General features: G+C 72.7%; 20 protein-coding genes. 8 read left to right on the top strand and 12 right to left on the bottom strand.

What is annotated here, in order from left to right:
• Nucleotides 1–4 precede the first annotated feature (4 nt).
• Complete coding sequence (gene greA, locus ACO2Q3_RS16475) at nt 5–487, bottom strand: transcription elongation factor GreA (protein ID WP_423308442.1); 483 nt, start codon at nt 485–487, stop codon at nt 5–7.
• Between the two features lie 124 nt (nt 488–611).
• On the bottom strand, nt 612–3,125 hold the full coding sequence (locus ACO2Q3_RS16470) for a zinc-dependent metalloprotease (RefSeq protein WP_423308440.1): 2,514 nt from the start codon (nt 3,123–3,125) through the stop codon (nt 612–614).
• 125 nt (nt 3,126–3,250) lie between these two features.
• Between ACO2Q3_RS16470 and ACO2Q3_RS16465 the strand changes: the two genes are divergently transcribed.
• From ACO2Q3_RS16465 to ACO2Q3_RS16450, 4 genes are all read left to right on the top strand, one after another.
• Nucleotides 3,251–4,222, top strand: a complete 972-nt coding sequence (locus ACO2Q3_RS16465) for an alpha/beta fold hydrolase (RefSeq protein ID WP_423308438.1) — start codon at nt 3,251–3,253, stop codon at nt 4,220–4,222.
• A gap of 85 nt (nt 4,223–4,307) precedes the next feature.
• Nucleotides 4,308–5,558, top strand: coding sequence for a DUF1254 domain-containing protein (locus ACO2Q3_RS16460; protein ID WP_423308436.1), 1,251 nt, complete (start codon nt 4,308–4,310; stop codon nt 5,556–5,558).
• 2 nt (nt 5,559–5,560) lie between these two features.
• The gene (locus tag ACO2Q3_RS16455) at nt 5,561–6,040 is read left to right on the top strand and encodes a hypothetical protein (protein ID WP_423308435.1); all 480 of its coding nucleotides are present in this window, start codon (nt 5,561–5,563) and stop codon (nt 6,038–6,040) included.
• Between the two features lie 80 nt (nt 6,041–6,120).
• On the top strand, nt 6,121–7,518 hold the full coding sequence (locus ACO2Q3_RS16450) for an L-serine ammonia-lyase (protein ID WP_423308433.1): 1,398 nt from the start codon (nt 6,121–6,123) through the stop codon (nt 7,516–7,518).
• Here ACO2Q3_RS16450 and ACO2Q3_RS16445 read toward each other — a convergent pair.
• Nucleotides 7,499–10,447 (bottom strand): hypothetical protein, encoded by a 2,949-nt coding sequence (locus tag ACO2Q3_RS16445; RefSeq protein ID WP_423308431.1) that lies wholly within the window; start codon nt 10,445–10,447, stop codon nt 7,499–7,501. The genes ACO2Q3_RS16450 and ACO2Q3_RS16445 overlap by 20 nt on opposite strands.
• A 46-nt stretch (nt 10,448–10,493) precedes the next feature.
• On the bottom strand, nt 10,494–11,648 hold the full coding sequence (locus ACO2Q3_RS16440) for a PLP-dependent aminotransferase family protein (RefSeq protein ID WP_423308429.1): 1,155 nt from the start codon (nt 11,646–11,648) through the stop codon (nt 10,494–10,496).
• A gap of 86 nt (nt 11,649–11,734) precedes the next feature.
• On the opposite strand from ACO2Q3_RS16440, the gene ACO2Q3_RS16435 reads away from it, so the two are divergent.
• Nucleotides 11,735–12,166: a MarR family winged helix-turn-helix transcriptional regulator gene (locus tag ACO2Q3_RS16435; protein WP_423308427.1), complete on the top strand. Its 432-nt coding sequence runs from the start codon at nt 11,735–11,737 to the stop codon at nt 12,164–12,166.
• 9 nt (nt 12,167–12,175) lie between these two features.
• Here the strand turns inward: ACO2Q3_RS16435 and ACO2Q3_RS16430 are convergent, their stop codons facing one another.
• From ACO2Q3_RS16430 to ACO2Q3_RS16420, 3 genes are read right to left on the bottom strand one after another with little or no spacing between them, the layout of a single operon-like run.
• Complete coding sequence (locus ACO2Q3_RS16430; protein WP_423308425.1) at nt 12,176–12,799, bottom strand: PepSY-associated TM helix domain-containing protein; 624 nt, start codon at nt 12,797–12,799, stop codon at nt 12,176–12,178.
• Nucleotides 12,800–12,828: 29 nt separating this feature from the next.
• A complete protein-coding gene (locus ACO2Q3_RS16425; RefSeq protein WP_423308423.1) occupies nt 12,829–14,304 on the bottom strand; it encodes a DUF2271 domain-containing protein in 1,476 nt (491 codons plus the stop codon).
• An 8-nt stretch (nt 14,305–14,312) separates the two neighbouring features.
• Nucleotides 14,313–15,182: a DUF4198 domain-containing protein gene (locus ACO2Q3_RS16420; RefSeq protein ID WP_423308421.1), complete on the bottom strand. Its 870-nt coding sequence runs from the start codon at nt 15,180–15,182 to the stop codon at nt 14,313–14,315.
• 240 nt (nt 15,183–15,422) lie between these two features.
• Here ACO2Q3_RS16420 and ACO2Q3_RS16415 point away from each other — a divergent pair, with 240 nt between their 5' ends.
• Complete coding sequence (locus tag ACO2Q3_RS16415) at nt 15,423–16,553, top strand: polysaccharide biosynthesis/export family protein (protein ID WP_423308419.1); 1,131 nt, start codon at nt 15,423–15,425, stop codon at nt 16,551–16,553.
• A 133-nt stretch (nt 16,554–16,686) separates the two neighbouring features.
• Nucleotides 16,687–17,898, top strand: a complete 1,212-nt coding sequence (locus ACO2Q3_RS16410; RefSeq protein ID WP_423308417.1) for a capsule biosynthesis protein — start codon at nt 16,687–16,689, stop codon at nt 17,896–17,898.
• 46 nt (nt 17,899–17,944) lie between these two features.
• On the opposite strand, the gene ACO2Q3_RS16405 is transcribed toward ACO2Q3_RS16410, so the two are convergent.
• Nucleotides 17,945–19,207, bottom strand: coding sequence for a glycosyltransferase family 4 protein (locus ACO2Q3_RS16405; RefSeq protein ID WP_423308415.1), 1,263 nt, complete (start codon nt 19,205–19,207; stop codon nt 17,945–17,947).
• 7 nt (nt 19,208–19,214) lie between these two features.
• Nucleotides 19,215–20,372 (bottom strand): glycosyltransferase family 4 protein, encoded by a 1,158-nt coding sequence (locus ACO2Q3_RS16400; RefSeq protein ID WP_423308413.1) that lies wholly within the window; start codon nt 20,370–20,372, stop codon nt 19,215–19,217.
• Between the two features lie 306 nt (nt 20,373–20,678).
• Between ACO2Q3_RS16400 and ACO2Q3_RS16395 the strand changes: the two genes are divergently transcribed.
• The gene (locus tag ACO2Q3_RS16395; RefSeq protein WP_423308411.1) at nt 20,679–21,578 is read left to right on the top strand and encodes an FkbM family methyltransferase; all 900 of its coding nucleotides are present in this window, start codon (nt 20,679–20,681) and stop codon (nt 21,576–21,578) included.
• A 12-nt stretch (nt 21,579–21,590) separates the two neighbouring features.
• On the opposite strand, the gene ACO2Q3_RS16390 is transcribed toward ACO2Q3_RS16395, so the two are convergent.
• Genes ACO2Q3_RS16390 through ACO2Q3_RS16380 form a run of 3 tightly spaced genes read right to left on the bottom strand, consistent with a single transcriptional unit; the run spans nt 21,591 to nt 25,056 of the window.
• The gene (locus ACO2Q3_RS16390) at nt 21,591–22,004 is read right to left on the bottom strand and encodes a hypothetical protein (RefSeq protein ID WP_423308409.1); all 414 of its coding nucleotides are present in this window, start codon (nt 22,002–22,004) and stop codon (nt 21,591–21,593) included.
• Entirely contained in the window at nt 22,001–24,226 is a 2,226-nt protein-coding gene (locus ACO2Q3_RS16385) for a glycosyltransferase (protein ID WP_423308407.1), read from the bottom strand. Before ACO2Q3_RS16385 ends, ACO2Q3_RS16390 begins: the two co-directional genes overlap by 4 nt.
• Nucleotides 24,223–25,056, bottom strand: coding sequence for a hypothetical protein (locus ACO2Q3_RS16380; RefSeq protein WP_423308405.1), 834 nt, complete (start codon nt 25,054–25,056; stop codon nt 24,223–24,225). Before ACO2Q3_RS16380 ends, ACO2Q3_RS16385 begins: the two co-directional genes overlap by 4 nt.
• Nucleotides 25,057–25,098 lie beyond the last annotated feature (42 nt).

Genomic DNA, 25,098 nt, shown 5'->3' with positions numbered 1-25,098 from the left:
CGGCTCACGCCCCCAGCGACAGGATCTCCACCTCGTCGCCGGCGACCATGGCCGTCTCGCCGACCGCCTTGCCCAGCAGCGCCTTGGCCAGCGGCGAGACGTAGGACACCGAGCCCTGGGTGGGATCGGCCTCGTCCTCGCCGACGATGCGGAAGGTCTGCTGGCGGCCGTCCTCGCGCTCGAAAGTGACCTGGCCGCCGAACACCACGCGATCGGGGTCGGGGGGCGTCTCGACCAGCTGCGCCGAGGCCCGGCGGGCGCCGAAATAGCGCAGGTCGCGGGTCGCCCGCGCCATGGCGGTGCGATCGTCCTGCACGTCGCCGGCCGCCTGGGCGGCGTGATAGGCGGCGCGCGCCTCCGCCAGGCCCGCCTCCAGGGCGGCAAGGCCGCTGGCGGTGACCAGGTTGGGGTGGGGCGAGATCGGACGGTCGGGCAGGTCGGCGGCGGTCGATTCCAGATCGCCTTCCTTGGTGAAGGCGACGCTCATCGGGCGCGTCCTTGGCTGTGCAATCCGTTGACGGACATGGGCTGGCTCATGGTCGTAGAAGCGGTGGCGCGGCGCTGGGGTTTCCCGCCGGGAGCGAAGATCATCCGGATAACGCGCAAAGTGATCACGGCGCGGGAAGGTCGGTGGCGCACAGCCAGCAATCCTCCCCGCCGATGGGCATGCCGGGCGGCGGCGAGACGTGCCGCGCCTTGTCGGCCTCGGCCAGCGCCTTGAGCCGCGCCGGGTCGGCGAGGATGGCCGCGAAGTCGCGGGCCTGGGCGCCGGCCGGCCCAGCCGCCCCCTTCAGGCGCCGGCCAAGCTCGTCCAGGCCGGCGCGGATGTCCGCTGCCGCCGCGGGCGACAGCGCGCCGTCCTGCAGGTCGCGCGCCAGCCAGACGATCAGCCGCGCCTGCACCCGATGCCGGATCAGCGCCTCGCGGCCCGTGGCCTTGCGCGCCGGGAAGGCGGCGTCCGTGGTCTTGCGGATCAGTTCGCCCAGCGCCAGCTGGCTGGTGTCGCGCGCCCCCAGGTCCTCGACCCGGTTCAGCCGCTGCACGTCGAACAGGTCGCCGAAGGTGATGTCCGCGGCCGCCTCCACCGCCGTCGACAGGTCGAACACCGGGGTTTCCGACTTGCCGAACACCTCGATGTCCCAGGCCTTGTCGCGATCGCTGTAGCCGCCGGCCGACAGCAGGGCGATCAGCGGGTCCGGCAGGTCCAGGGCCGCCGGCTCCAGGGTCGCCATCAGCGCGTCCGCGGCCTGGCGCTGGCGCACGCCCGCCACCGGCCGGGAGACCGGGCCGCTGTCGCCGGCGACCGGGTAGTCGAAGTCCACGCCGCCCACCAGCTTGGCCGCCGCATCCACCTCGTAGCGGTGGAACAGGTAGATCGGCACGACGATGCGCTTCAGGTCCGCCACCGGCGCGCCGGGCGGCAGGTTGCGTAGCCCGAAGCGGTCCAGGGCGATGCGGCGCACCGCCATCACATGCGCCAGCCCGGCGATCGCGTCGGGTCCATCGTCCCACAGGGCGCCCGCCGGATTGGCGGCGTGGGCCGGACGGGCGTCGTCGTCGGAGACGAACTTCAGCCCCTGGGCGTAGCCCTCGCGCACGATGCGGTCGAGGCGCGCCTGCTGGTCCTCGCCGGGCGGGGCCTGGTCGTACAGCCAGCGGATCGCGAAGCGGTCCCAGGCGCCGATGCCCACCTTGTAGGCGTCGGAGAAGTCCAGCCGGTCGCCGTCGATCTTCACCCGCGGCGGCGGGTAGTCCATCACCGACTCCCGGTCACCGAAGGCGCTGCCGGCGAAATTGTGCTCCAGGCCCAGGGCGTGGCCGCTCTCGTGCACCCCCAGCTGGCGGATCCGCATCAGCGCCACCCGCACCGGGTCGTCCTGCGCCCCGGTTCCGGTCCTGTCGGCGCCCACCAGCCCCTCGAAGATCAGCCGGTCCTGGCGCACCCGCAGCGAGCCCAGAAGCACCGCGCCCTTGATGATCTCGCCGGTGCGCGGGTCGAAGATGTTCTCGCCGTACGACCAGCCGCGGCTCTGCCGGTGCACCCAGTTGATCACGTTGTAGCGGGCGTCCAGCGGACTGACCCCCTCGGGTAGCACCTCCACGCGGAAGGCGTCGACGTAGCCGGCGGCCTCGAACGCCTGCGACCACCACGACGCCCCCTCGACCAGGGCCGAGCGGATCGGTTCGGGCGCGCTGCGGTCGACATAGAAGACGATCGGCTTCTTGACCCGTGAGCGCGGCGCCGAGGGGTCGAGCTTTTCCAGCCGGAAGCGGTGCGCCAGGCGGATCACCACGGGCTTGTCCAGCGGCGCGCTGTAGTCGTCGACGACGCTGGCGAAGGCGCCCGTGCGCGGGTCGGCCAGGCGCGGCGTGTAGCCGGGCTCGGGCAGCTTGATCAGCGAGTGGTGCTCCACCAGGGTCATCTGGTGCGCCGCCGGGGTGATGCCGGTGACCTCGTCGCCGGGCTCGTCGCTGACGAAGGTCTGGTGCGCCTCGAACTCCAGGTTCTCGGGGAAGGCCAGGGTCTCGCCGACGTCGGGATAGCTGAGGCTGGCGTCGACGTGGAACGCGCCCTGCCTGGCCGCCTTCAGCCGGTCCGCCACGCCGAACCCGTCGCGGATCAGGAAGCTGGAGGCGTCGACCAGCAGCGTGCCGTCCGCGCCTTCGGCGACGATGTCGCCGGACCAGATCGTCGAGCTGGCGAAGGAGTCGCGCACCGCCCGCACCTCGTCCGGTGAGCCGTGCGTCGCCTGGAAGCCGTAGTTCTCCAGGTTGGCGAACACCCGCTTGCCGGCGCGCTGGAAGGCCAGAACCTGGGTCTGCGCGCCGGCGTCGGACCGGTCCAGGCCGACGGGGGCCGAGCCGAGCCCTTCGCGCAGATAGGCCTGGTAGAGGAACCGGCCATAGGTCCCCTCGCCGCCGCCCGGCTTCAGCGCCAGCAGCACCCGCCCGCCCTTGCGGTCGAGATAGACGCTGAGCAGGCCGTCCTTGCGCTCCAGGCCGGCGGTCGCCGCGCCGAACGCGTCGGCGGTCGCGGGAGGCCTGGCCGGAACCTGCGCCGCGCCGGCCGTCGCCAGACCCAGCGCCGCCGTCATCGCCATCGTCGCCAGCGCGCGCCTCAGCATGTCCGCCCCCTGATGCAACCCCGAAGCCGCCGACCCTAGAGGAGGCCGCGGGCGGACGCCACGTCGCCCTTGCCTTCCCGCGTGAGGCGGACGAGGCTTGCGCGCAAAACGGGAGGGGAGCCGCCATGAGACTGGCGTTGCGCATCGTCGGCTGGGGCGCGCTGGCCGTCGTCGGCCTGCTGGTCGTCGGCTGGTTCGCCCTGCAGCGGCCGGACATTCCCTGGGCCCAGCTCGAGGCGCGCTACGCCAACGCCCAGTCGCGGTTCATGGACCTGCCGGGCGGCCTGCGCGTGCACTATCGCGATCAGGGCAGGCCGGACGGGCCGACCCTGGTGCTGGTGCATGGCTTCTCGGCCTCGCTGCATGCCTGGGAGCCCTGGGTGCAGCGGCTGGGCGGTCAGTACCGGATCATCACCCTCGACCTGCCGGGCCACGGCCTGACCCGCGCGCCGGCCGACTACCAGCCTTCGCCTGACGCCAACGCCGACCTGGTCGACGCCGTGGCCGAGCGGCTGCATGCCGGGACCTATGTCATCGGCGGCAATTCCATGGGCGGCGGGGTCGCCTGGGACCTGGCGCTGCGCCATCCCGACCATGTGCGCGCCCTGGTGCTGGTGGACGCCGCCGGCTTCCCTCTGCCGCGCACCGGGCGGGAGCGGCCGATCCCGATCTTCGCCATCCTGGCCAACCCGGTTGGACGGGCGCTGATCCGCAACATCGACACCCGCGGCCTGGCCGAGAACGGCCTGAAGGCGGCCTATGTCGATCCGAAGCTGGTCACGCCCGCGCTGGTCGACCGCTACGTGCTCCTGTCGCGCGCGCCCGGCCACCGTGACCTGCTGCTGCGCGGCCAGTCGCAGCCGCGCCGTCCCGTCACCGCGGCGACGTTCGCGGCGATCCACGTCCCGACCCTGGTGATGCATGGCGAGAAGGACGCGCTGATCCCCTTCGCCGCCGGCCAGGGCTTCGCGCGGGCCATCCCGGGCGCCCGCCTGATCGCCTATCCAGGCGTCGGCCACGTACCGATGGAGCAGATCCCCGACCGCTCCGCCGCCGACCTCGACGCCTTCCTGAAAGCCTTGCCGGCAAAGCCTTAGAGCCGCGCCGGAAAGCGCCGCGCCGGAACCGGCGACATGGCGCGTGAACTGTGCTCTTAGCGCAGCCAAAGCATCGGAGGACGGCATGGCGGAACGGGATCTTGCGGCCTTGCAGGCGGCGGCGCGGACCGCCTGGCTCTACGCCCTGCCGCTGGTCGAGATCGCCAACACCCGCCAGCGCGGCCTGTCGGTGGGCTCGCGGATGAACGTCTTCGGCCACATGCGCAACCTGGCCAACCACACCTCGCGCGCGGTGACCACGCCCAACAACGACACCTTCTATTCCACCGCCCAGGTGGACCTGTCGCAGGGCCCGGTCAGCTTCACCCTGCCACCGTCGGGCGAGCGCTACCTGTCGCTGGCGCTGATGGACGCCTATTCCAACAACTTCGCCATCCTCGGCACGCGCACCACCGGCGGCGAGGGCGGGACCTTCACCCTGGTCGGGCCGAACGACGCCGCCGAAGGGCCCAACGTGGTCCGCTCACCCACCCGCCAGGTCTGGGCCCTGGCCCGCATCCTGGTGGACGGTCCACACGACATCGACGCCGCCAAGTCGGTGCAGACCGGCGTCTCCATGCAGGGCCCCGCGGTGGAGCCGCCCGCCGCTCCGCCGCACCGTTCGGCGCCCTGGGGCGAGTACTTCGCCGGCGTCGCCCGGCTGATGGCCGACAATCCGCCGCCGGTCACCGACCGCGCGGTGCTGAAGGTCATGGCCCCGCTGGGCCTGGAGGCCTTCGACCCCGGCCGGTTCTCGCCGGCGGAGGCAGCGGCGATCGAGGCCGGCGTCGCCGAGGCGCGCGCCGACGCCCGCAAGGGCGGCCTGGGCGGCGGCCACTATGTCGAAGGCTGGTCGTACCCGGCCGCGCGACTCGGCGACTTCGGGCAGGACTACGTCTACCGCGCCGCCGTCGCTCTGTCGGGCCTGGCGGCCCTGCCGCCGGTGGAGGCGATGTACATGCGCGCCGAGGGGCCGCTGCCGCGCGACCTGTTCGATGGCGCCGAGGCCTGGCGGCTGCACTTCCCGGCGGACCGGCTGCTGCCGGTGAATTCGTTCTGGTCGCTCAGCCTGTACGAGGCGACGCCCGACGGCCAGTTCTTCTTCACCGACAACCCGCTGGACCGCTACGCCATCGGCGATCGCACCCCAGGCCTGCAGACCAATGCCGACGGCTCGCTGGACATCTGGATCGGCCACGCCGACCCCGGGGAGGACCGCCGCGGCAACTGGCTGCCGGCCCCCGCCGGCCCCTTCGCCCTGTTCATGCGGGCCTATCTGCCCAAGCCGGAGCTGCTGGACGGCCGCTACCGCCTGCCCCCCATCGAGAAGGTCTGACCATGGCCCGCCCGCCCGAAGGCTTCTCCCGGCCCGCCGGCTTCCGCTTCCCGCGCTGGGCGGTGGTCAGCGTGGTCGGCGCGGGGATCATCATCGTGCTGGGCCTGTCGCTGTACGACCGGTTTCTGAACGTGCGCGACGCCACCCAGGAGAGCCAGGCCAGCGCCATCGCCGGACCGCCCTGCCCGTCGATCAGCCACGACGCCGTGCTTCGCGACGGGCTGGAGGTCCGCTACGCCACCGACTTCAATGGCCTCAGTTTCGGCCGGCGCTTCGGCGAGGTGTCCTGCTCCGAGGTGGCGGCCAAGGGCGGCCTGGGGATGCGCTCGTACCCGGTCTGCCAGTTCAGCGGCCCCGACGTGGTCTCGGTGAAGACCGCCGCGGGCCAGCTCTATTTCCGGCCCGGCGTCGGGCGAAAGGCCAGCATCGTGGTGCAGAACGGCGCCCCGCGCTGCGTGATGGCGGCGCCCGACTGGTCCTGACGCCCCGTGGGCGACGCGACATGACGTAAGGGCGCCCGGCGTGCTACTGGCCCGCCTCCGACCCGGTTTCAGGAGCGTCCGTGGCCACCGTCAGCGTGTTCGACCTGTTCAAGCTGGGCGTCGGCCCGTCGAGCAGCCACACCATGGGTCCGATGACCGCCGCCGGACGCTTCGTCGACTGGCTGAGGACGAACGGACGGCTCGACCGGGTCCATCGCATCGAGGTCACCCTCTATGCCTCTCTGGCGCTCACTGGCCGGGGCCACGCCACCGACCGCGCGGTGATCCTGGGCCTGGCCGGGTTCGTGCCCGCCAGCCTGGACCCGGACGCCGGCGAGGCGGTGCTGGCGGCCATCGCCCGCGAGGGCCGGCTGGCGCTGGGCGGCGTGCGCGAGATCGCCTTCGACGCGGCCCGCGACCTGGTCTGGGCGGGTCGCGAGCGGCTGCCGCAACATCCCAACGCCCTGACCTTCGCCGCCTTCGACGCCGCGGGGGGCGAGCTCGGCCGCCGGGCCTATTTCTCCATCGGCGGCGGCTTCGTGCGCGACGAGGACGAGATCGGCCGCAACGACCCGGACGAGGCGACGGACCCGTCGCCGTACGCCTTCGAGTCGGCCGAGAGCCTGCTGGCCCAGGCGGATGCGGCCGGGCTGACGATCGCCGGCCTGATGCTGGCCAACGAGTGCGCCCTGCGCCCGGAGGCCGAGGTCAGGGCCGGACTGGACGCGGTGTTCGAGGCGATGGAGGCCTGCATTGAACGCGGCCTGCGCCAGGACGGCCGCCTACCGGGCGGGCTGGAGGTCAAGCGGCGGGCGCGGCAGCTGCATTCGTCGATCATGGCCAAGGTCGAGCGGCAGATCGCCGATCCCCTGGCGGCGATGGACTGGGTCAACCTCTGGGCGCTGGCAGTGAACGAGGAGAACGCCGCGGGCGGCCGGGTGGTCACGGCGCCGACCAATGGCGCGGCCGGCATCGTGCCGGCGGTGCTGCGCTTCTACGACCGCTTCCACAACGGCTCGCGCGAGGCGCGGCACGCCTTCCTGCTGACCGCGGCGGCGATCGGCGCCCTGTACAAGCGCAACGCCTCGATCTCCGGCGCCGAGGTCGGCTGCCAGGGCGAGGTCGGCGTCGCCTGTTCGATGGCGGCCGCGGGCCTGGCCGCCGCCATGGGCGCCACCAACGCCCAGATCGAGAACGCCGCCGAGATCGGCATGGAGCACAACCTCGGCCTGACCTGCGACCCGATCGGCGGCCTGGTGCAGATCCCGTGCATCGAGCGCAACGCCATGGGCGCGATCAAGGCGATCGACGCCGCCCGCCTGGCGCTGCTGGGCGACGGCCAGCACTCGGTGAGCCTGGACAAGGTCATCGCCACCATGAAGCGCACCGGCGCCGACATGAACGAGATCTACAAGGAGACCTCGCTGGGCGGGCTGGCGGTGGACGCCGACCTGGCCGTCAATCGCGTGGAGTGCTGAGACAGCCGCCCCCGCCCGCCCTGGCGATCAGCGCCGCCCGTCCGATCCGCAGATCGCGGCCGTCGCGGCGAGTCGGGTAGGGCGTCTCCCCCTTCAGCCCGCGCCAGAGCGCCAGGTTGTAGGCGGCGGTGTCCAGGTGGTCCTCGCGGGTGAAGTCCTGGCCGGCCATGGCCGCGGCCCAATAGGCCCCGGAGCGCGCCGGGCAGGCCTGCGCCGCGCCGGCCGGGGCGGGGGGCAGGGGCAGGCGGGTGGCGCGCAGCACCGCCGGAACCTGGGCGTCGAAGCGCCAGTCCGGCCGGCGGATGTCGAACAGGTCGCTCATCGGCTCGGCCAGGGCGTCGTTCAGCCCCATCGGCGACAGCCCCAGCACCGCCTCGATGGTGCGCACGAGGCTGACAGTGTCGTGGCGCGCGGAGATCACCGCGCCATGCTTCACGTAGGGACCGGCGACGAAGGCGATGGAGCGGTGGGCGTCGACGTGGTCGGGCCCGTCCTGGGCGTCGTCCTCGACGATGAAGATCAGGGTGTCCGCGGCGAACCGGCTCTGCGCCACCTTCTGCACCAGCAGCCCGACCGCGTAGTCGTTGTCGGCCAGCTCGGTCTCCACCGAGTTGATCCCGTCGATGCCTTCGGCGAAGCTGCCGGTGTGGTCGTGCGGCAGGCGCACCAGCATCAACCCCGGCGCCTGGCCAGAGGCCGCGAAGCCGTCGAACTCCCGCGACCATTCCTGGAACCGCCAGTAGTCGGGAAACGCCTGGTCGAAGCCGCGGAAATAGGGATCGGTGATCGCCATCAGCGCCGTCTTGGCGGGGGTGAACACCTTCAGCCCGCTCTTCCACGGCTCGCGCTCGAGCGGGATGCGCACCGCCGGGTCGGCGGCCTCGTAGCGCCGCAGGTCGCCGTAGAAGCCCCAGTTGCGGACGCTGACGCCCGCCTTCAGGGCGGCGTCCCAGATGTAGCCCCGGCCCTCGGCGCCGTCCGGCCCGTCGGGGGCGGCCACGTCCCGCGCCCCGGGCAGGACGTCAGGGTCCTCCGGTCCCATCGGGTTGGCGGCATGGCGCTCGGCGCTGCTCGTCAGCCCCATGTTGAGGTTCCGGTTGTTGCCTTCCTCGTCGTACTGCAGGCCCCGCTCGGCGTAGTTCACCGGCGCCTCGCGCTCGACGAAGTCGGTGGTGCGGGCCGCGGTGGTCCAGTTCCAGCCGGTGTTGCTGCTCTCGCCGCTGTCGAAGAAGGCGTCGAGGTCGACGAACTGCCGCGCCAGGGCGTGCTGGTTGGGCGTCAGCGCCCGGCCGAACACGGCCAGCCGGGGGTCGCCGTTCCCCACCTCCAGGTCGCCCAGCACCTGGTCGTAGGTGCGGTTCTCCTTCACTACATAGATCACGTGATGGATGTGCTGGCGCAGGAAGGCCATCACCGCATCGTCCGCGGGCGCCTGCAGCCGGGGCAGGTGATCGTTCTGCGCCACCTGCCGGGTCAGGGCGCCGAGCTGGGCCGGGGTGGGGGTGGGCAGGGCCAGGAAGCCGGCCTTCTCCCTTTGCCAGACGTACTCGTTCATCGACCGGCAAGGCGCGCGATCCGCCGCCTGGATCGACAGGTTGTTGCGGCAGTTGTCCGGCACGGGGCCCGGGACGCTCTTGCCGTTGACCACGAAAATCCGCCGACCGTCCGGCCGCATCGCCACCGCCGTCGGATACCAGCCCGTCGGGATCAGCCCGACCACCGCCGACCCGCCGGCGCGGGCGTCGTCCCCATCCCGATCCCCATCGTCATCCCCGTCGCCGTCCGGGTCCTCGCGCCTCGCCGGCGCGGCTCCGGAGGCGCGGGCGTCCAGGGCGATCACCGCCACGGCGTTCTCGCCGCCGTTGCTGACCAGCAGGGTCCGGCCGTCGGGGGACAGGGCGAGCGCGTTGGAGCCGGCGCCGCCGAGCGCCGTGCGGCCCAGCATCGCGGCCGGCGCGGCCGTGGCGATGTGCTCGATCACCCGTCCGGCCGTCGTGTCGATCACCGCGACGCCGTCGGTATTGTCCTGGGCGACGAACAGACGACCGTTGCGACCCGCCAGCAGCGCCACGGGCTGGCCCCGCATCCTCAGCCGCCGCCCGACCCGAATGGCGCCCGCGCCGACGTCGAGGGCGATCACCTCGCGGTCGCGCTCGCTGGTGACATAGGCGCGGCTGTCCGAGACCCAGGCGACCGCCCGAGGGAAGCTTCCGCCCGGCTTGCCGGCGCGCGCCGGATCGATCCGGCCGGGCCGCAGATCCTGCTCGACGACCGCGCCGGAGGCCAGGTCCACCAGGCTGACGGAGGCGTTCTGCAGATTGGCCACCAGCAGCCGCCGGCCATCCGGACTGACCGCCAGGCCCGCGGCCTCCGGCTTGACGTCCAGGCCGAGGCCGGCCGCATGACCCAGGTCGAAGGTCCGGCTCGCCCGCATGTCGCCCACCGGCCCGCGGAATTCCTGCACCCGGTCGTCCACCCCACCCGAGGCGTAGAGGGCGCCCCCGTCCCTCGCCCAGGCCAGGCCCAGGAAGCTGTTCGGCAGGGTCAGGGCCTGGCGCTGAACCGGCGCGGGACCGGCGACGTCGAACAGGAACACGTACTCGTTCGACTGGCTGGCGATGGTCTTGCCGTCGGCGCCGAACCTGCGGTTGTAGCCGCTGGTCAGGATCGCCAGGGTGCGGCCGTCCGGCGACAGGGCCATGGCCGACGCCTGGCCGGCGGTGAAGTCAGGGGCGTCGGGCAGGTGCGGGTTCAGCGCCTGGAACACCGCGCCGGGCGCGGCCAGCGGCGTGATCGCCTGGCCGGTGGCGACGATCTGCGGCGCGGCCGCCGCCGCTGGCGGGCGCCTGTGCCCGGCAGCCATCCCCGGACCGCTCGCCGTCACTGCCAGCGCCGCCGCCAGCACCATGCTTCGCCCGGCGATCCGCATGCCACACCTCCGCTCGTCCGATGACGGAGGCTATGGCGCCTCTATGTCACACGCCGGTGACGGCCGGCGCCGTGGCCATCCCGCGCAGCAGCCCGCCCAGGATCGCCAGGCCGCGTTCGGCGTCGGCCGGGTCGGCGGCGCTGAAGTTCAGGCGGATGGCCGGGCTTTCGCCTTCCTCGGCCAGGAAGTGCTCGCCGGGGGTGAACAGCACGCCGCGCGGCAGGGCCAGGTCCAGCAGCGCCTGCGGCTTGACCCCATTCCTCAGGGTGACCCAGAAGAACAGGCCGCCCGGCGGGACCTGCCAGTCGGCGAGGCCGCCGAGATGCTTTTCCAGCGCCGCGGCGAACAGGTCCCGCTTACGTTTGTACCCGGCGACGATCCGCGCCACCCGCGCCGGACGGCCGGGGTCCTTGAGGTACTGCAGCACCGTCCACTGGCTGAGGCGGTTGGAGTGCAGGTCCGAGGCCTGTTTCAGGCGGGTCAGAGGGGTGAACAGGTCCTCCGAGGCGGCCAGGAAGCCCAGCCGCAGGCCCGGCGCCACGGTCTTGGAGAACGAGCTCTGGTAGATCCACGACGCGCGCCTGACCTGGGCGCAGGCCGGCTGGCGGTCGCAAGGCTCGTAGGCCAGGTCGCGGTAGGGATCATCCTCGAACAGGATCACGTCGTGGGCGTCGCAGGCCGCCGCGAGGCGGGCGCGCTCGGCGGCCGTCCAGCACTCGCCGGTGGGGTTCTGGAAGGTGGGCGTGACATAGGCGATGGCGGGCGGGTCCTGCGACCACCCCTTCGCCGGATCGTCGCGGCGCATCAGCCGGAAGTCGGCGCCGAAGAAGCGGAACACCTGCAGGGCGGCCAGGTAGGACGGCGATTCCACCGCCACGCCCGTGCCGCGATCCACCACCAGCTTGGCGGCCAGGTCGATGCCCTGTTGCGAGCCTGACAGCAGCAGGATCCGCTCGGGCGGGCAGGGCAGGCCGATGGCGGCCAGCTCACCGGCGATCGCCTCGCGCAGGTCGCGCTCGCCTTCGGTGGGGCCGTACTGCAGCAGCTCGCGCGGCGGCGGCGGCAGGGCCAGGTCGGCGAAGCTCTCGAAGTCCGGCAGGCCGCCGGCGAAGGAGATCACCTCGGGCCGCTGCGAGGCCTCCAGCATGGCGCGCACCGGCGAGGCGCGCAGGTCTGCGGTTCGCTCGGACAGGCGCGGCATGGCTTCCTCCCACCAGATCGGCTTGGCTATCGTGTCAATCGTATTGACCTATCGACAGGCTAGGAGCGCGCCCCTATCGTGTCAACATGGTTGACCTAAAGCGCCAGGGCGATCTGCACGACGCCATCGAGCTGATGTACTTCGCCTATCGCGGCTTCACCGACCGGCCGGACCGGATCCTGGAGCGCCGGGGCCTGGGGCGCACGCACCACAGGATCCTGTATTTCATCGGCCGCCGGCCGGACATTTCCGTGCGCGGGCTGCTGGAGCTGCTGGCGGTCAGCAAGCAGGCCCTGAACGCCCCGCTGCGCCAGCTGATGGAGATGCATCTGGTGGCCGCGGTCGCGGGGGCCCAGGATCGCCGCGTGAAGAACCTGCGCCTGACGGCCGAGGGCGAGCGGCTGGAGGCCGAACTCAGCGGCGCCCAGACCCGCCACCTGCAGGCCGCGTTCGAGGCGGCCGGCGGCGAGGCGGAAGCGGGGTGGCGACGGGTGATGCAGGCGCTGGCCGGCGCCTGAACGGCCCCCTCAGGGCGTCAGCCAGACGAACACCGCCCCCAGGACCGCGAGGCTGGCCGCGGTCAGGGCCAGGCTGGTGCGCAGGCGAAAGCGCAGGCTGAAGAACAGCACGTAGCCGATCAGCGACATGGCGCAAACCAGGACGGCGGTGACGTCGATCACCGCGCGCCAGGCCAGGGAGGCGTTCTTGCCCCGGTGCAGGTCGCCGATCACGCTGAGCGGCGTCGCCCGCTCGACGGTGACGTCGGCGTGGCCCGTGGTCAGGTCGACGACGGCGGTGGACGAGCCCTTCACCCCCTCGAACCTCAGGTTGGCCTGGCCGTCGTCGACCTCGCCGCTGCGATAGGCGCCGACCAGCGTCGTGCGGCCGGCGATATAGGCCGCCAGGTCGGCGTTCGGGTCTCGCTGGGCGCGGGACCGCGCCAGCACGGCGGCGGGTATGGTCAGCGTCGTCTCCCGCTCCTGGCCGCGTCCGGCCAGCCAGTCGGGGTGGTCCAGCAGCAGGCCGGTGACGGAAAAGAACATCAGCGCCAGGAAGGCGAAGGCCGACAGATAGGCGTGCAGCATCCGGCTCAGGCGATAGAAGGCGCCGCGGTCGAAGCGCGCCGGCTTCGCCTTCGTTCGCGCGCTCACGCGCCGCTGGTCCGTGCGCTCGGCGACGCTCATGCCGGGCCGAACCGCAGGTCCACGGGACCCATCTCGTCCTTCGCCGGCAGGGATTTCGCGCCCCGGGCGCCGAAGTCCAGGTCGATGGTCTGGTAGGTGTGGCCGCCCTTCTCGCGGGCGCTCTCGATGTGCAGGATATACTTGCCCGCCGCAGCGGGCCGGCCGGCCTCGTCCTTGCCGTCCCAGTGCACGGTGTAGCGGCCGGGCAGACGGGTCGGACGGCCGACGGTGTCGAGCACCTGCGGCGCCAGCCGGCCATAGCGGCGCCACCAGACGTAATTCTCGGGCGCCCACTTGGGCTTGGCGCCCAGCACCAGCAGGGTGCGCACCAGCTGGCGGTTGGCGTCGGTGATCCACATCACGACGTAAGGGGCGTGATACGGCTCGGCGTCCAGCCGGGGCACCGTGTAGCCGATATCCAGGCTCAGCCCCTTCGCCGCCACGGCGGGCGCAGCGGCCGAAGCCGAGGCCGCGAAGCTGGCGCGGACGAGCCGGGGCTGTTCCAGCTGCGACCATCCGCTGGAGCGGTGTTCGGTTCCGTCGTCGGCGACGATCAGGGCGTCGACGCCGGGGGTGCGGTCGGCCAGGGCCAGCGCCTGGCGCGGAGCCATCACCATGAAGGCGGTGGCCAGGGCGTCGGCGCAGGTGGCGGTCGGCGCCGTCACCGCGGCGCTGCGCACCGCCGTCACCGGCCGGCGCGTCGCCGGGTCCAGCGTCTCGGCCAGGCGCCGTCCGTCGACGGACAGGTCCCGCTGCCCGCGGCCGCTCACCGCCAGGGCGCGGTCGGCGAGGCGCAGCTGCCGGGCGGGAACCAGGTTGTCGGCCTCGCCGCAGGCGGCCACGCCCACCCGCCAGCCCTCCGCCGACGGTGCGCGGCCCCAGCAGCGCAGGTCGCCGCCGATGTCCACCAGCAGGCCCTGCACATGCGGACCGGAGCGCCGCGCGGCCTCCAGCGCCCGGTCGATCACATAGCCCTTGGCGAGCCCGTCGACGGTCAGCGCCTGGCCCTCGCCGCGCGCGATCACGCCATCTGTCCCGAAGGCGATCGGCTGCCGCGTGGCCGGCCATGCCGCCGCCGCGGAGTCACCCCCGCGCAGCCGCGCCAGGGGTTCGCCCAGCCGGCAGTCGAAGGCGCCGTTGGTGGCCGCGCGCCAGGCCTCGCACTGGTCCAGAACGGCCCGAAGGTCGGCTGAGGCGCACACCGACCCGGCGCGGTTCAGCCGCGACAGCTCGCTGTCGGGGCGCCAGGCGGACAGGATCGGCTCCAACCGGTCGATCTCCCGGCGCGCGGCCGTGAAGGCCATCAGGGCGGTCGCCTCGTCGGGGGCGATCACGGCCAGATCAAGGGAGGTTCCCAGCACATGGTCGACGTGGAAGCGGAAGGTCCCGGCCTCGGCCGCCGCAGGCTCGGCGAGGGCGGCGGCGGAGACGGCGGCGCTGGCCAGAAGCCAGGGGAGGGGCGAACGCGACATGGGCACTCTTATCGGGTGACTTCGAAGGTGAGGCTGTAGGTGTAGGACCGCGCCGCCGGCGGCTCGCCGGGCGCCGGCCGGACCGCCGGATACTGGGTGGTCAGGAGGTAGACGCCGGGCAGGCTGAAGCCCACCTGGCCCTTGCCCTCTGCGTCGGTCTTCAGCTGCACGGCGATGCGGCGCTCGTCATAGACGTTGCCCGACCGGTAGACGCTGATCGCCGCGTTCGGCACGGGCCGGCCGTCGACCAGCAGCTGGAAGGCGAAGCCCTGGTCGACGTAGATGGCGTTCGGATGGGTGATCGGCTTCAGCTCGAAACCCTGGCCGGTGGTCTTCAGCGCCGCCTCGGTCGGGGCGCCCCTGGAGACGTAGGTCTCGACCAGCATCACCTGTTCGGCCGTGCGGGTCTCGGCGCCGGCGGGCACGTCGGCCGCGGCGATGGAACCGGGCGGGCCCTGCGGCGCCGCGCCGGCGGGATGGCCGGCCTCGCCGCTCCGTTCTCCCTCGCCGCCGCGTGCGGCGCGGACCATCAGCCACCGGCCGCCGACGTTGGCGTAGGTCGATCTGCGCACAGCATAGGGGCCCGTGGAGAAGCGGTAGGTGCCGGGCTGGTCCAGCGCCGCCTCGATCAGGGTCACGTCCTTCAGCGCCGCGCTCGGCTTCAGCGCGGCGATCTCGCCGGAGGGCAAGGTCTCCACGAGCGCGGAGGTGTTCAGGGCGACGTCGGGGTTGAAGTAGTCGTCCTCGGTCAGGGCCCCCTGCAGGGTCACCCGCGGCCGCTCGGCGTCGAAGGCGTTGGGCAGCAGATAGGGCGTGTGCGCAGCCGCGGGCGCCGCGCCGCCGACCGCCGCGAGCAGGACCAGGATGTGAAGGCGCATCGGATTCCTCAGGCTGCATTCGAGGGCTTTCCTATTGCAAGCCATTCGCAATCGCAAGTACTGCCGACGGGTCGGGCGCGCCATGTCCCAGGATCCGAGCCAAGGCCGCATGCCCGGGCGCCGCCTTCGGCGCCTGTCACTCGCGCGGCAATTGTTCTATCCAGGCGGGAGGCGCGCCGAGGGGCGCCGCGGCGCGGTCCCCGGCTCCCGGCGGGCGCGTCGCCATGGTCTGGGGGGCGTATGCGTCTGCTGTTCTGTTGCCTGCTGGCCGCCGCCCTGGCGGGTTGCGAGAGCCTGCCGCACGACGGTCCGACGCCGCGCGTTGTCGAGCGGGCGGCGGCGGGGCCTTCGCAAGGGCGTTTCGGCCTTGTCGACCTGGACTACCGGGCCGCGGACATCGTCGCCAACACGCCCTTGCCGGCGCCGTCCGGGCTCAGCGCCGCGGGCAGCGACGCGCCCAACGATCGCATCGCCGCCGGCGACGTGCTGTCCGTGTCGATCTTCGAGCCGGGCGGCATGGGGGTGTTCGCCGAGCGGAACGGCGCCGCCGCCGCTCCGGGCGCGCTGCCGCACGTGACGGTCGACGCCGATGGCCGCATCGCCGTGCCCTATGCCGGGGCCGTGACGGTGGCGGGCCTGACGCCGCCGCAGGGCGCTGCGGCGATCCGGCAGGCGCTGCGGGGACGCGCCTACGACCCTCAGGTTCTGCTCAGCGTCGTCAGCAGCCTGGCCAACTCCGTGTCGGTGATCGGCGAAGTGCGCCAGGCCGGTCGTTTCCCCATCTCGGCCAACAACGATCGGCTGCTCGACGCCCTGGCCAGCGCGGGCGGTCCGACGCGTCCGCCGGCTGACGTCCAGGTCGTGCTGGCCCGCGGCTCGGCAAGCGCCAGCGTCTCCCTGGCCGTGCTGATGCGCCAGCCGGCGCAGAACGTTCGCCTGGCGCCCGGCGACCAGGTGAGGCTGCTCTACGCCCCGCGCAAGTTCAGCACCTTCGGCGCGCTGGGCCGCAGCGAGCAGGTCACCGTCGAGGACGAGACCCTCTCCCTGGCGGGGGCGCTCAGCCGCGCCGGCGGGCTGGACACCAACTCCGCCAACGCCTCGGCCGTGATGGTCTTCCGCTTCGAACGGCCCGACGTCGCCCAGCGCCTCGGCGTGTCCCTGCCGCCGACCGCCAAGGGGGTGCCGATCGTCTATCGGCTCAACCTGCGGCAGGCGGACGGTTACCTGATCGCCTCTACGTTTCCCATCCAGGCGGACGACATGGTCTACGTGCCGCGGTCCGATGCATCAGAAGCCAAAAAGTTTCTCGACCTCGTGAATATTGTTTCCGAGGTGACATACAACGCGAGGGTGACAAGCGTTATTCACTAAATCGGCGTGCCGGACCTTGCGGTCGACGCCTCCTGCCGCCGCCTAGTCCTGAGGTCCGCGTGTCTTCGGTGTCGTCGTGAAGCTGTCCAGGGCGGAACTGGCGGCGTCTGATTCGGGTGCGAGATTCAGCCCGTTGGCCCCGCAGGGTCAGCATCCATGCCGCCATTTTCTGTTTGTCACGGCGCCCTTCGGCCCGTTCTCGCGGCTGCTGGCCAGCGACCTGCGCCGCGCCGGCGCCCGCTGCACGCGCGTGCTGCTGAACGGCGGCGACCTGGCGGACTGGGGACTGCGGCATGCGGCCCTGTACCGCGAGCGCCCGGAACGCTGGCCCGCCTGGATAGCGGATCTTCTGGCGCGCGAGGCGGTCACCGATCTGCTGGTTTTCGGCGACACGCACCCCTATTGCGTCGCGGCGATCCGCGAGGCCCAGCGCCAGGGGCTGGCGGTCCACGTGCTGGAGGAAGGCTACTTCCGGCCGCACTGGATCACGCTCGAGCGGGACGGGGTCAACGGCAACTCCCGCCTGCCGCGCGACCCGCAGGCCTACGGCCATCCGGCGCTGGACGACAGTGGCGCGCCGGCGGCGCCGATGAAGGCGGGCGCGGCGTCGCTGGCCGCGCGGATGTCCTGGTACTTTGTCGCGCTCTATCTGTGCTGGCCGCTGTTCCCGCATTTTCGCGCGCCCTACGCCTATTCTCCGCCAAGGCAGGCGGCGGCCCATGTGGCGAGGTTCCTGAGCCGGGTCGCCGGCCGTCGGCGGCCGGCGCGCGACGGCGGCCTGGCGCCCGGCTATTTCCTGGCGCTGCTGCAGCGCCCCGGCGACAGCCAGATCGTCCGGCACTCGCCGTTCAAGTCCGTGCGCCAGATGATCGAACGGTCGATGGCGAGCTTCGCCGACCATGCGCCCCCGGATGCGCGCCTGGTGTTCAAGGCCCATCCGCTGGACCACGGCATCGAGCCTCACCACAGCGTGATCGCCGCGGCCGCCCGGCGGCACGGCGTCGAGGACCGGGTGGCGTTCGTCGAGCATGGCGACCTGGAGGCGATGCTCGACGAGGCGGTCGGAGTGGTGGCGGTCAACTCCACGGCCGGGATCGCGGCCCTCAGCCGCGGCCGCGCGACGGTGGTCCTCGGGTCGGCGATCTACAACCTGCCGGGCCTGACGCACCAGTCCGGGCTCGACGCCTTCTGGTCGCGGCCCGAGGCGCCCGACATGGCGCTGTTCGAGCGGTTCCGGCGGGGGGTGATCGACCGCACCCAGGTCAACGGCGCCTACGCCAGCCGCGCAGGCGCCCGGCTGGCCGCTCGCGGCGTCTCCGTCCGGCTCCTCTCGCAGAACGCCTGACCCCGCCGCCGCCGCTCCACCCGGTCAAGGTCTCCGGGGCCGAGGCTCAGACAGTCGGGACGTTCAGACCCATCGCCCGGCCGACGAGGGCGAAGTGATCGTCCCAGCGCGGCGGCGCGAAGGGTCCCGGGGGCGCGGGCCGATCGATCGCCGCCTCGATCGCCTCCAGCCAGGCCGGGCCGTCGGTCGGGTCGACCAGGCGGGCGCCGATGGCCAGCTCGCGATGAGCCGGGATGTCGGAGGCCAGCACCGGCGTTCCCAGCGAGAGGGCCTCCAGCGTGGTGAAGTCGAACCCCTCGATCAGCGACGGGGCCAGCAAGGCCGTGGCCCCGCGCACCAGCGCGGCAAGTTCGTCGTCGTGCAGGTCGCTGACCTCGTGCACCCACCGCAGCACCGGCGGCGAGCGCTCGAGGTGGTCGACGACCGCCTCGTATTCCCAGCCGCGGCGGCCCACCAGCACGAGGCGCGGCGTGGCTTCGCCGCGGCGTTCGGCGAGGCGTCGCCAGAGGGTCAGCAGGAAGGCCAGGTTCTTGCGCGGCTCGATGGTGCCGACACAGACAAAATAGGGTCGCTCGGCGGTCGGCGCGCCGACGTCCGGCCGGAAGGCGTCTTCCACGCCCAGAGGCGCGACCTGGATGGGCGGCGCCGCGCGGCCTGTCTCGGCGGCGTAGTCGCGGATGTCCGAGGCGGTCGCCTCGGAATTGGCGATGATCAGGGCCGCATGCTCCAGGGCGGCATCCATCCGCACGACGTGGCGCGCGGCGGCGCCCGGGCCACAGAATTCGGGCCGGCGGATGGGGATCAGATCATGGATCATCACCACGCTGCGCACCCGGCGCGCGGCCAGCCGGCGCAGGAAGTCCGGCTGCTCGAGCCCGAAGTGGCAGACGTTGAGGTACGTCGAGCCCGCGGACGCCGCTCGCAGGCCGCCGGCAAGCATCGGGGCGCGCAGCAGCGCGCCGGCGTACCAGCCGGCCGACCGCAGGTTGGCGCCCCGGCGCCAGGCGTCGCGTCGCAGCGGGCGACCGCTGTCCGGCGCGGCCGCCAGGGCGGCTTTCAGCGCCCGCCACGCGGCGCTCTCCCCGCGCGGCGCGCCGACGCCCGGCATCGCCTCGTCGATCAGCCGGGCGAAGCGCGTGCGCCCCATCGGCGCGAGCGCGCCGCCGAGGCCCCAGACCGGCGCCAGGTCCACGTCGTTGCGACTCAGCAGCCACCGGCCGTAGGCCAGAGCCACGCGGTCGATGCCGGTGGGCGTCGCCCGGTTGGCCCGCAGCAGCAGGCGGCTGGCGTCGAACAGGAGTCTCGTCACGGCGCGCTCAGGCCACCGCCTCGTAGACCGCAGCCAGCCGTCGCTGGTGGTTCTCGGGGCTGAACACCAGCGCCCGCTCGCGCCCCCTGCGGGCAAGCTCGGTCCTCAGGTCGGCGTCGGCGTCCAGTGTCCGCAGGCCCTGGGTGATCGCATCGACGTCGTAGGGATCCACCAGCAGCGCGGCGTCGCCGGCAATCTCGGGCAAGGCCCCGCCCGTGGAGGCCAGCACCGGCGTGCCCAGCTGCATGGACTCCAGCACCGGCAGGCCGAACCCCTCGTACAGCGATGGGAACAGGGTCGCCCGCGCGCCCCGCACCAGGCTGACCAGCAGGCCCGGGGGCAGGTAGTCGTAGCGGCGGATGCGGTCCTGGCGGCGGATGGCGCCGTCGCGGATCGTGCGTACGACCACCAGGTCGTCGTAGAGCAGGCGGGTCTCGTCGCCGTCCAGCCACGCCTGGCCGCCGACGATCACCAGCGGGGTCGAGACGCCGCTGCTCAGGTGGGCCTCGATCAGCCGGGCCAGGTTCTTCTTCGGTTCAATGCCGCCGAAGAACAGGAAATACCCCTTCCAAGGCAGGCCGAAGACACCGGCCACCTGGCGTTCGACCTCCTCGTCGGGGCCTTGGCTGGCGGCGCCGTGCGGACGAACCGACTGGTAGGTGGTGGTGATGCGGTCTTCAGCGATCTTGAATGTCGAGAGGATGTCCCTCCGCGTGGTCTCCGACACCGTCACCACATGGTCGGCCCGCGCCAGGATCTCGCGGCACAGGTCGTGGAAGGCCGCCTTGCGGTCCAGCGTGGCGAACGGCAGGCGCAGGGGCACCAGGTCATGCACGGTGTAGACGTTGGCCGCATCCGCCGCGCGCAGCGGCAGGGGGCAGGTCCAGTGCGCGACGGCCGGGCCGCCCGAGCCGAAACGCAAGGGCGTCATGCGCCGCCACGTGACATGCGAGCGGTTGGCCCTGTGGAACACGTCCTGGCAGGCCCAGACCACCTCCGCCGGCGGCGCCTGGCCGGCGATGTGGTCGGTGATCACCAGGCCGTGGCGATCGACGCGGCGGGCCCGCCGTCCGGCGGGCGGACGCACCCAGTCCAGGGCCTTGAGCCAGCTCAGCGGGCCTTCGGTCGTCGCCGGGGCGTCGAACAGGGCGACCTCCGCCGGCAAATGCCCGCCGGTTCCCCCTTCCGGCCCGTAGAGCAGCTGGGTTTCGCCGCCTATCGCGGCTATTTCGGAAAGGAGATTCCGAGCATAGGTTGCAATGCCCGATCCCTTCTTCATTTGTATATTGAAGGCGTCGACGCAAATACCGATGCGTCTCAAGCAAGTCTCCTGAAATTGCGTTGACAGACTTGCTGCATCAGACGAGTTAGAAAAACGAGCGGTATTGCTAGTGGAAAACGTGACAATCGTAAAGCGAATGAATGGTCTGGTCTGCGTCGCCGCCGCGCGCGTGGCGGCCGGGGGACGCTGATGAGCGACAACGAAGGCGCCGCCGCGCTCGTGGCGAAGCTGACCGCGCGGCTCGACCGGCTCGACGAACGCTTCGACGCCCTGGAGCGGATGATCGGCGAGGTGCGCCAACTGGTCGGTCCGTTCGCCGTTCCGCTGGCGCCCGACCGCCTGCTGGTGCAGACGCTGCATGGCCTCAAGTTCATGGTCGATCCCACGGACCTGATCATGACGCCGCAGCTGGTCGTCTACCGGCAGTGGGAGCCCGACCTCTCGGCCTACCTCAACCGGACGCTGGGCGAGGCCAGCGTGTTCGTCGATGTCGGCGCGAACTTCGGCTACTTCACCTGCCTGGCCGGGGCCCGGATCGGCGCTCATGGCGCCGGCCGGGTGATCGCCGTCGAACCGAACCCGGCGATGCTGGCTCTGCTGGACGCGAACCTGGCCATCAACTGGTCCATGTGTCCGATCGACGTGGCGCGCTGCGCCGCCGGGCCGCGGGCCGGGGAAGCGACTCTGTGGGCGCCGGCTTCGCGGGCCGCCAACGCCTCGTTGTCCGGCCCAGACGCCACCGGAGAGCCGGGGGCCGCCGTCAGCGTGGCGTTGCGCCCCCTGGACGAGATCGTCCCCGCCGGCCTGCCGGTGGACGTGATGAAGGTCGACGTCGAGGGGCACGAGTTCGGCGTCCTTCGCGGCGCGACGCGCGTGATCGGCGAGTCGCCGGACCTGCGCCTGATCCTGGAGTGGTCGCAGAGCCAGATGCAGGAGGCGGGCTACGATCCCGCGGCGCTCTTGACCCTGCTGCGCGATCACGGCCTGGTTCCGCACGCCTTGGAGCAGACCGGGCATCTCGGCGAGCGCCTGACCGACGACGTCCTGATGTCGACCGCCTACGCCAACCTGATCTTCCGTCGGGACTGAACCGCCCAGCCGTCAGGGACGCCGGATGCGCAGGTGGGCGTCGAAGCCGCCGCCCGGACCCCATTCCGCCACGGCGCGCCAGGCGTCGGCGGCCTGGGCTGCGGGCTCGCCCTGGGCCGCGGCGCCCTCGATGATGGCGCGCAAGGCCCCGCGCAGGGCTTCCTGCGCCTGCTCGCGCCGGCGGCTGTCCGTGCCGTCGGCGGGCCGCGCCGTGCGGTTGGGGGCCGGCGCCCTCGCCGCCGCCTCGGCGATCGCCGCCGAGACCTGCGGACAGCCGGCGAAGCCGCTGCGCCGCAGCAGCACATAGGCCAGTCCCTCCTCCACCACGCCCAGGCCGCGGCTGAGGTCGTCCAGAGCCTCGATGTCCGGCTGGTCGCCGGTGGCCAGCAGCAGGGCCTGCCGCAGGCGGTGGGCGTCAAGGCTCATGGCCGGTCTCCTCCAGCGCCCAGAGCCGCGGCCCGGCGGGCGCCCGCATAGGCCGCCTCCAGGCCCGCCGCCATGGCTTCCACGGTGAAGCGCTGCTCGTAGGCGGCGCGGGCGCCGCGCCCCAGGGTCAGGAGCGCCGGACGATCGCGGTCCAGGCGCAGAATTTCGTCGGCGATCCGGCGCGGCGCGTCGTCGTCGGGCGGCCACAACCGCCCGCTCACCCCGTCCTCCACCACCTCCGCCAGTCCGCCGGCCGCCAGGGTCAGCACCGGCCGGCGGGCGGCCATGGCCTCCACCGCCACCAGGCCGAAGGACTCGAACCGGCTGGGCGCCAGCACCGCGTCACAGTCGGCGAATGCCGTCTCCAGCGCCGGGCGCGGCAGCACGCCCAGGAACCGCACGCCGGGATGATCCTCCAGCCCGAGGGAGGCCATCAGCGCCCGGTGCTCCTCGCGCAGGGCGTCGCCAGCGAACCAGAACGTCACCGGCGCCCCGGCCGCCAGCACCGTGGCGGCCACGCGCAGGCTGACGTCGAAGCCCTTTCGGGCCTCGAACCGGCCCAGGCAGAGGATCCGCAGCGGCGCCCCGGCGGCGGCGTCCCGTTCGCGCGCCAGCGTGCGCTCGGCGTTGCGCGCCAGGGGGTCGTCCACCCCGTGCGGGACGATGTCGGCGCGAGGGCGCAGGTCCAGGCCATAGTCCGCCTGCACGGCGTCCAGGATCGCGGCGCTGTTGGCCAGCACCCGCGGCGCGGCGTTCAGGTGGGCCCGCTCGGCGGCGATCACCCGGTCGACATGCCAGTATTCCAGCAGGGGCCGCAGGGACCATTCCGGCTTGAACGGCTTGGCCATGGCGTAGGTGGTGTGCAGGCTGACGACGCTCGCCACGCCCGGCTCGCCCGGCAGCAGCAGGCCCTCCAGGTCCCAGATCGGCGCCGAGACCACGTCCAGGCCCCAGGATTTCAGGCTGTGCACCTCGCGCGCGACGCGGGCCGACCACGCGGCGATGGCGTCCGGCACGTCGAACGCCTCCGCCACCGCCGGCGCGGCCTCCGGCAGCGGGTTCATCCGGTGCACCCAGAGGTTTCCCTCGAAGACGGTGGTCTCCGGCTCGCTCGTGCGGGTGAGCACGTGGACATGGTGGCCGCGCGCCGCCAGGCCCTCGGCCGCCAGGCGCGTCCACCGTCCGATGCCGGCTTCCTCGGCGGCGCCGTATCCCTGGCTGACCAGGGCGATGCGCATCGCCGCGGGGGGCCTGGCCAGGGGCAGGAAGTCCGCGACCGGCCCGGCGGCGGGCGCGGCGGGGCGACGGCGGCCAGCCAGGGCCGACCCTTCGCGGATGCCCGCCATCACGTCCTCGTCCAGGCTGTGACGGTGGGCGCCGTCGATCACCTGATGCTCGGCGAACCAGGCGTTCGAGCGCAGCAGATCCTCGCGATAGCGCTCCAGTTCGCCGGCCGCCTCCTGCACCGACTGCGCGGCGCCATGGCTCATCACGAAATAGGCCTTGCTCACCGCCGAGGCGTAGTGGCTGCGCGCCACCCGGTCGGGCGTGCGCATGCCGCTGGGCGCGAACTGGTGAAACACCATCGCCTCCGGCTCATAGACCACGCGCCAGCCGGCATCGACCAGCCGCAGGCAGACGTCGGTCTCGTCGAGGTAGTAGGCGAACACCTCGTCGAAGCCGCCGATGGCGCGCAGGGCGTCGGCGCGGAAGGCGCAGTTGGCGCCCAGCAGGCTTGGATAATAGGGCGCCCCAGGCCGGCACAGGCTGCGCTCGTCGAAGTGCGGCGCGACGTTGAAGGCGTTGCCGAAGCGGTCGCAGACGGTCTTGCCCACCTGCCAGCGCACGCCGGTGTTGTCGACGGTGAAGCCGCCGACGGCGCCGACCCGCGGGTCGGCGAAGCCCGCGACCAGTCTGTCGACCCAATAGGGATGCGGCGCGGCGTCGTCGTCGAGGAAGGCGATGATGTCGCCGCTGGCCTGGGCGATGCCGACATTGCGCGACTGCGAGAGGTTCGCCTGGTCGCATTGCGCCGCCTTGAGGCGGCCGGCCCAGCGTTCCAGCACCGCGGCCGTGTCATCCCGCGAGGGACCGTTGACCACCACGACCTCGAGGGCCGGGTAGGTCTGGCCCATCAGCCCGGCGAGCGCCTCTTCCAGGCGGCGCGCGCGATCCAGGGTGTTGATGACGACGGAGACTCGCGGCGCGTCGGACAGGCTCATGACTGCGCCCTCATCATGCGCAGCAGGGCGCCGTTGCGGCGCATGAACCGCGGATCGCGCGCCAGCCGCACAGCGGCCGCCTCGCAGGTGGGGGCGTGGCGCAGGATGTCGAGCATGTCGCCTTCGCCCAGGCCTACGTCGTGCCAGAACAGGTAGGCCAGGGCGTCGACGTCGAACGCCGCCGGCGCCTCGTCGATGGGGCGAGCGGCGCCCCGCAGGCGCGCGGGCTCGCCCATGGCGACGTCCTGCCGCTCACAGACGAACGCCAGATGCCGCAGCACGTCCGCGGGCGGCGCGCCCAGGGCCAGCGCCGAGCGGTAGGCGATCTCGGCGCCGGCCAGGCGGCCGGTGTCCTTCTGCATGTGGCCATGCTGCACCTGGCAGCCGTGGTGCAGCGGATAGAGGGCCAGCGCCCGGGCGAAGAGGCCCTCGGCGGCGGTGAAGTCGCCCCGGTCGCGCGCGGCGTCGGCGTCGGCGGCGATGGCCGCAAACTCGGCGTCCTGCGCGCTGGCGGCATAGGTCAGCGCGATCTGCGCCTGGCGCGCGCCGGCGAGCCGCCAGCCTTCGCGCAGCAGGGCCTGCGCCTCCGCATCGCGGCTTGCGGCCTTGAGGATGCGCGCGCGGGCCATCACGCAGTCCGGCGTGGCGAGCGCGCGCAGGCGCTGGGCCTGGGCGTCGGTGAGGGCGAGGCTCGCCTGTCCCTCCAGCCGCTGGGCGAGGGCGATGCAGGCGGCGCTGGACAGGTCGGCAAGGTCCACGGCGTCGGCGCCCGCCGGCGGCGGCGCGGGCGGGCCCTTTCCGCTCAGATCGGCGCGCAGTTTGCTCAACATTCGGGTCTCCTACCCACGGCCCCCCAGGCGCTGCAAGTCGCC

Source organism: Caulobacter sp. KR2-114, from assembly GCF_049446115.1.
GTDB lineage: Bacteria > Pseudomonadota > Alphaproteobacteria > Caulobacterales > Caulobacteraceae > Acaudatibacter.
Note: the sequence above shows the minus strand (reverse complement) of the source record. Positions and strands in the feature narration are given on the sequence as shown.

Coding starts and splice junctions, on each gene's coding strand:
- ACO2Q3_RS16390 (WP_423308409.1), bottom strand. CDS start 22,004: ATGAGCCTTGACGCCCACCGCCTGCGGCAGGCCCTGCTGCTGGCCACC.
- ACO2Q3_RS16385 (WP_423308407.1), bottom strand. CDS start 24,226: ATGAGCCTGTCCGACGCGCCGCGAGTCTCCGTCGTCATCAACACCCTG.
- ACO2Q3_RS16465 (WP_423308438.1), top strand. CDS start 3,251: ATGAGACTGGCGTTGCGCATCGTCGGCTGGGGCGCGCTGGCCGTCGTC.
- ACO2Q3_RS16415 (WP_423308419.1), top strand. CDS start 15,423: ATGCGTCTGCTGTTCTGTTGCCTGCTGGCCGCCGCCCTGGCGGGTTGC.
- ACO2Q3_RS16420 (WP_423308421.1), bottom strand. CDS start 15,182: ATGCGCCTTCACATCCTGGTCCTGCTCGCGGCGGTCGGCGGCGCGGCG.
- ACO2Q3_RS16470 (WP_423308440.1), bottom strand. CDS start 3,125: ATGCTGAGGCGCGCGCTGGCGACGATGGCGATGACGGCGGCGCTGGGT.
- ACO2Q3_RS16460 (WP_423308436.1), top strand. CDS start 4,308: ATGGCGGAACGGGATCTTGCGGCCTTGCAGGCGGCGGCGCGGACCGCC.
- ACO2Q3_RS16435 (WP_423308427.1), top strand. CDS start 11,735: ATGGTTGACCTAAAGCGCCAGGGCGATCTGCACGACGCCATCGAGCTG.
- greA (WP_423308442.1), bottom strand. CDS start 487: ATGAGCGTCGCCTTCACCAAGGAAGGCGATCTGGAATCGACCGCCGCC.
- ACO2Q3_RS16395 (WP_423308411.1), top strand. CDS start 20,679: ATGAGCGACAACGAAGGCGCCGCCGCGCTCGTGGCGAAGCTGACCGCG.
- ACO2Q3_RS16440 (WP_423308429.1), bottom strand. CDS start 11,648: ATGCCGCGCCTGTCCGAGCGAACCGCAGACCTGCGCGCCTCGCCGGTG.
- ACO2Q3_RS16455 (WP_423308435.1), top strand. CDS start 5,561: ATGGCCCGCCCGCCCGAAGGCTTCTCCCGGCCCGCCGGCTTCCGCTTC.
- ACO2Q3_RS16445 (WP_423308431.1), bottom strand. CDS start 10,447: ATGCGGATCGCCGGGCGAAGCATGGTGCTGGCGGCGGCGCTGGCAGTG.
- ACO2Q3_RS16380 (WP_423308405.1), bottom strand. CDS start 25,056: ATGTTGAGCAAACTGCGCGCCGATCTGAGCGGAAAGGGCCCGCCCGCG.
- ACO2Q3_RS16425 (WP_423308423.1), bottom strand. CDS start 14,304: ATGTCGCGTTCGCCCCTCCCCTGGCTTCTGGCCAGCGCCGCCGTCTCC.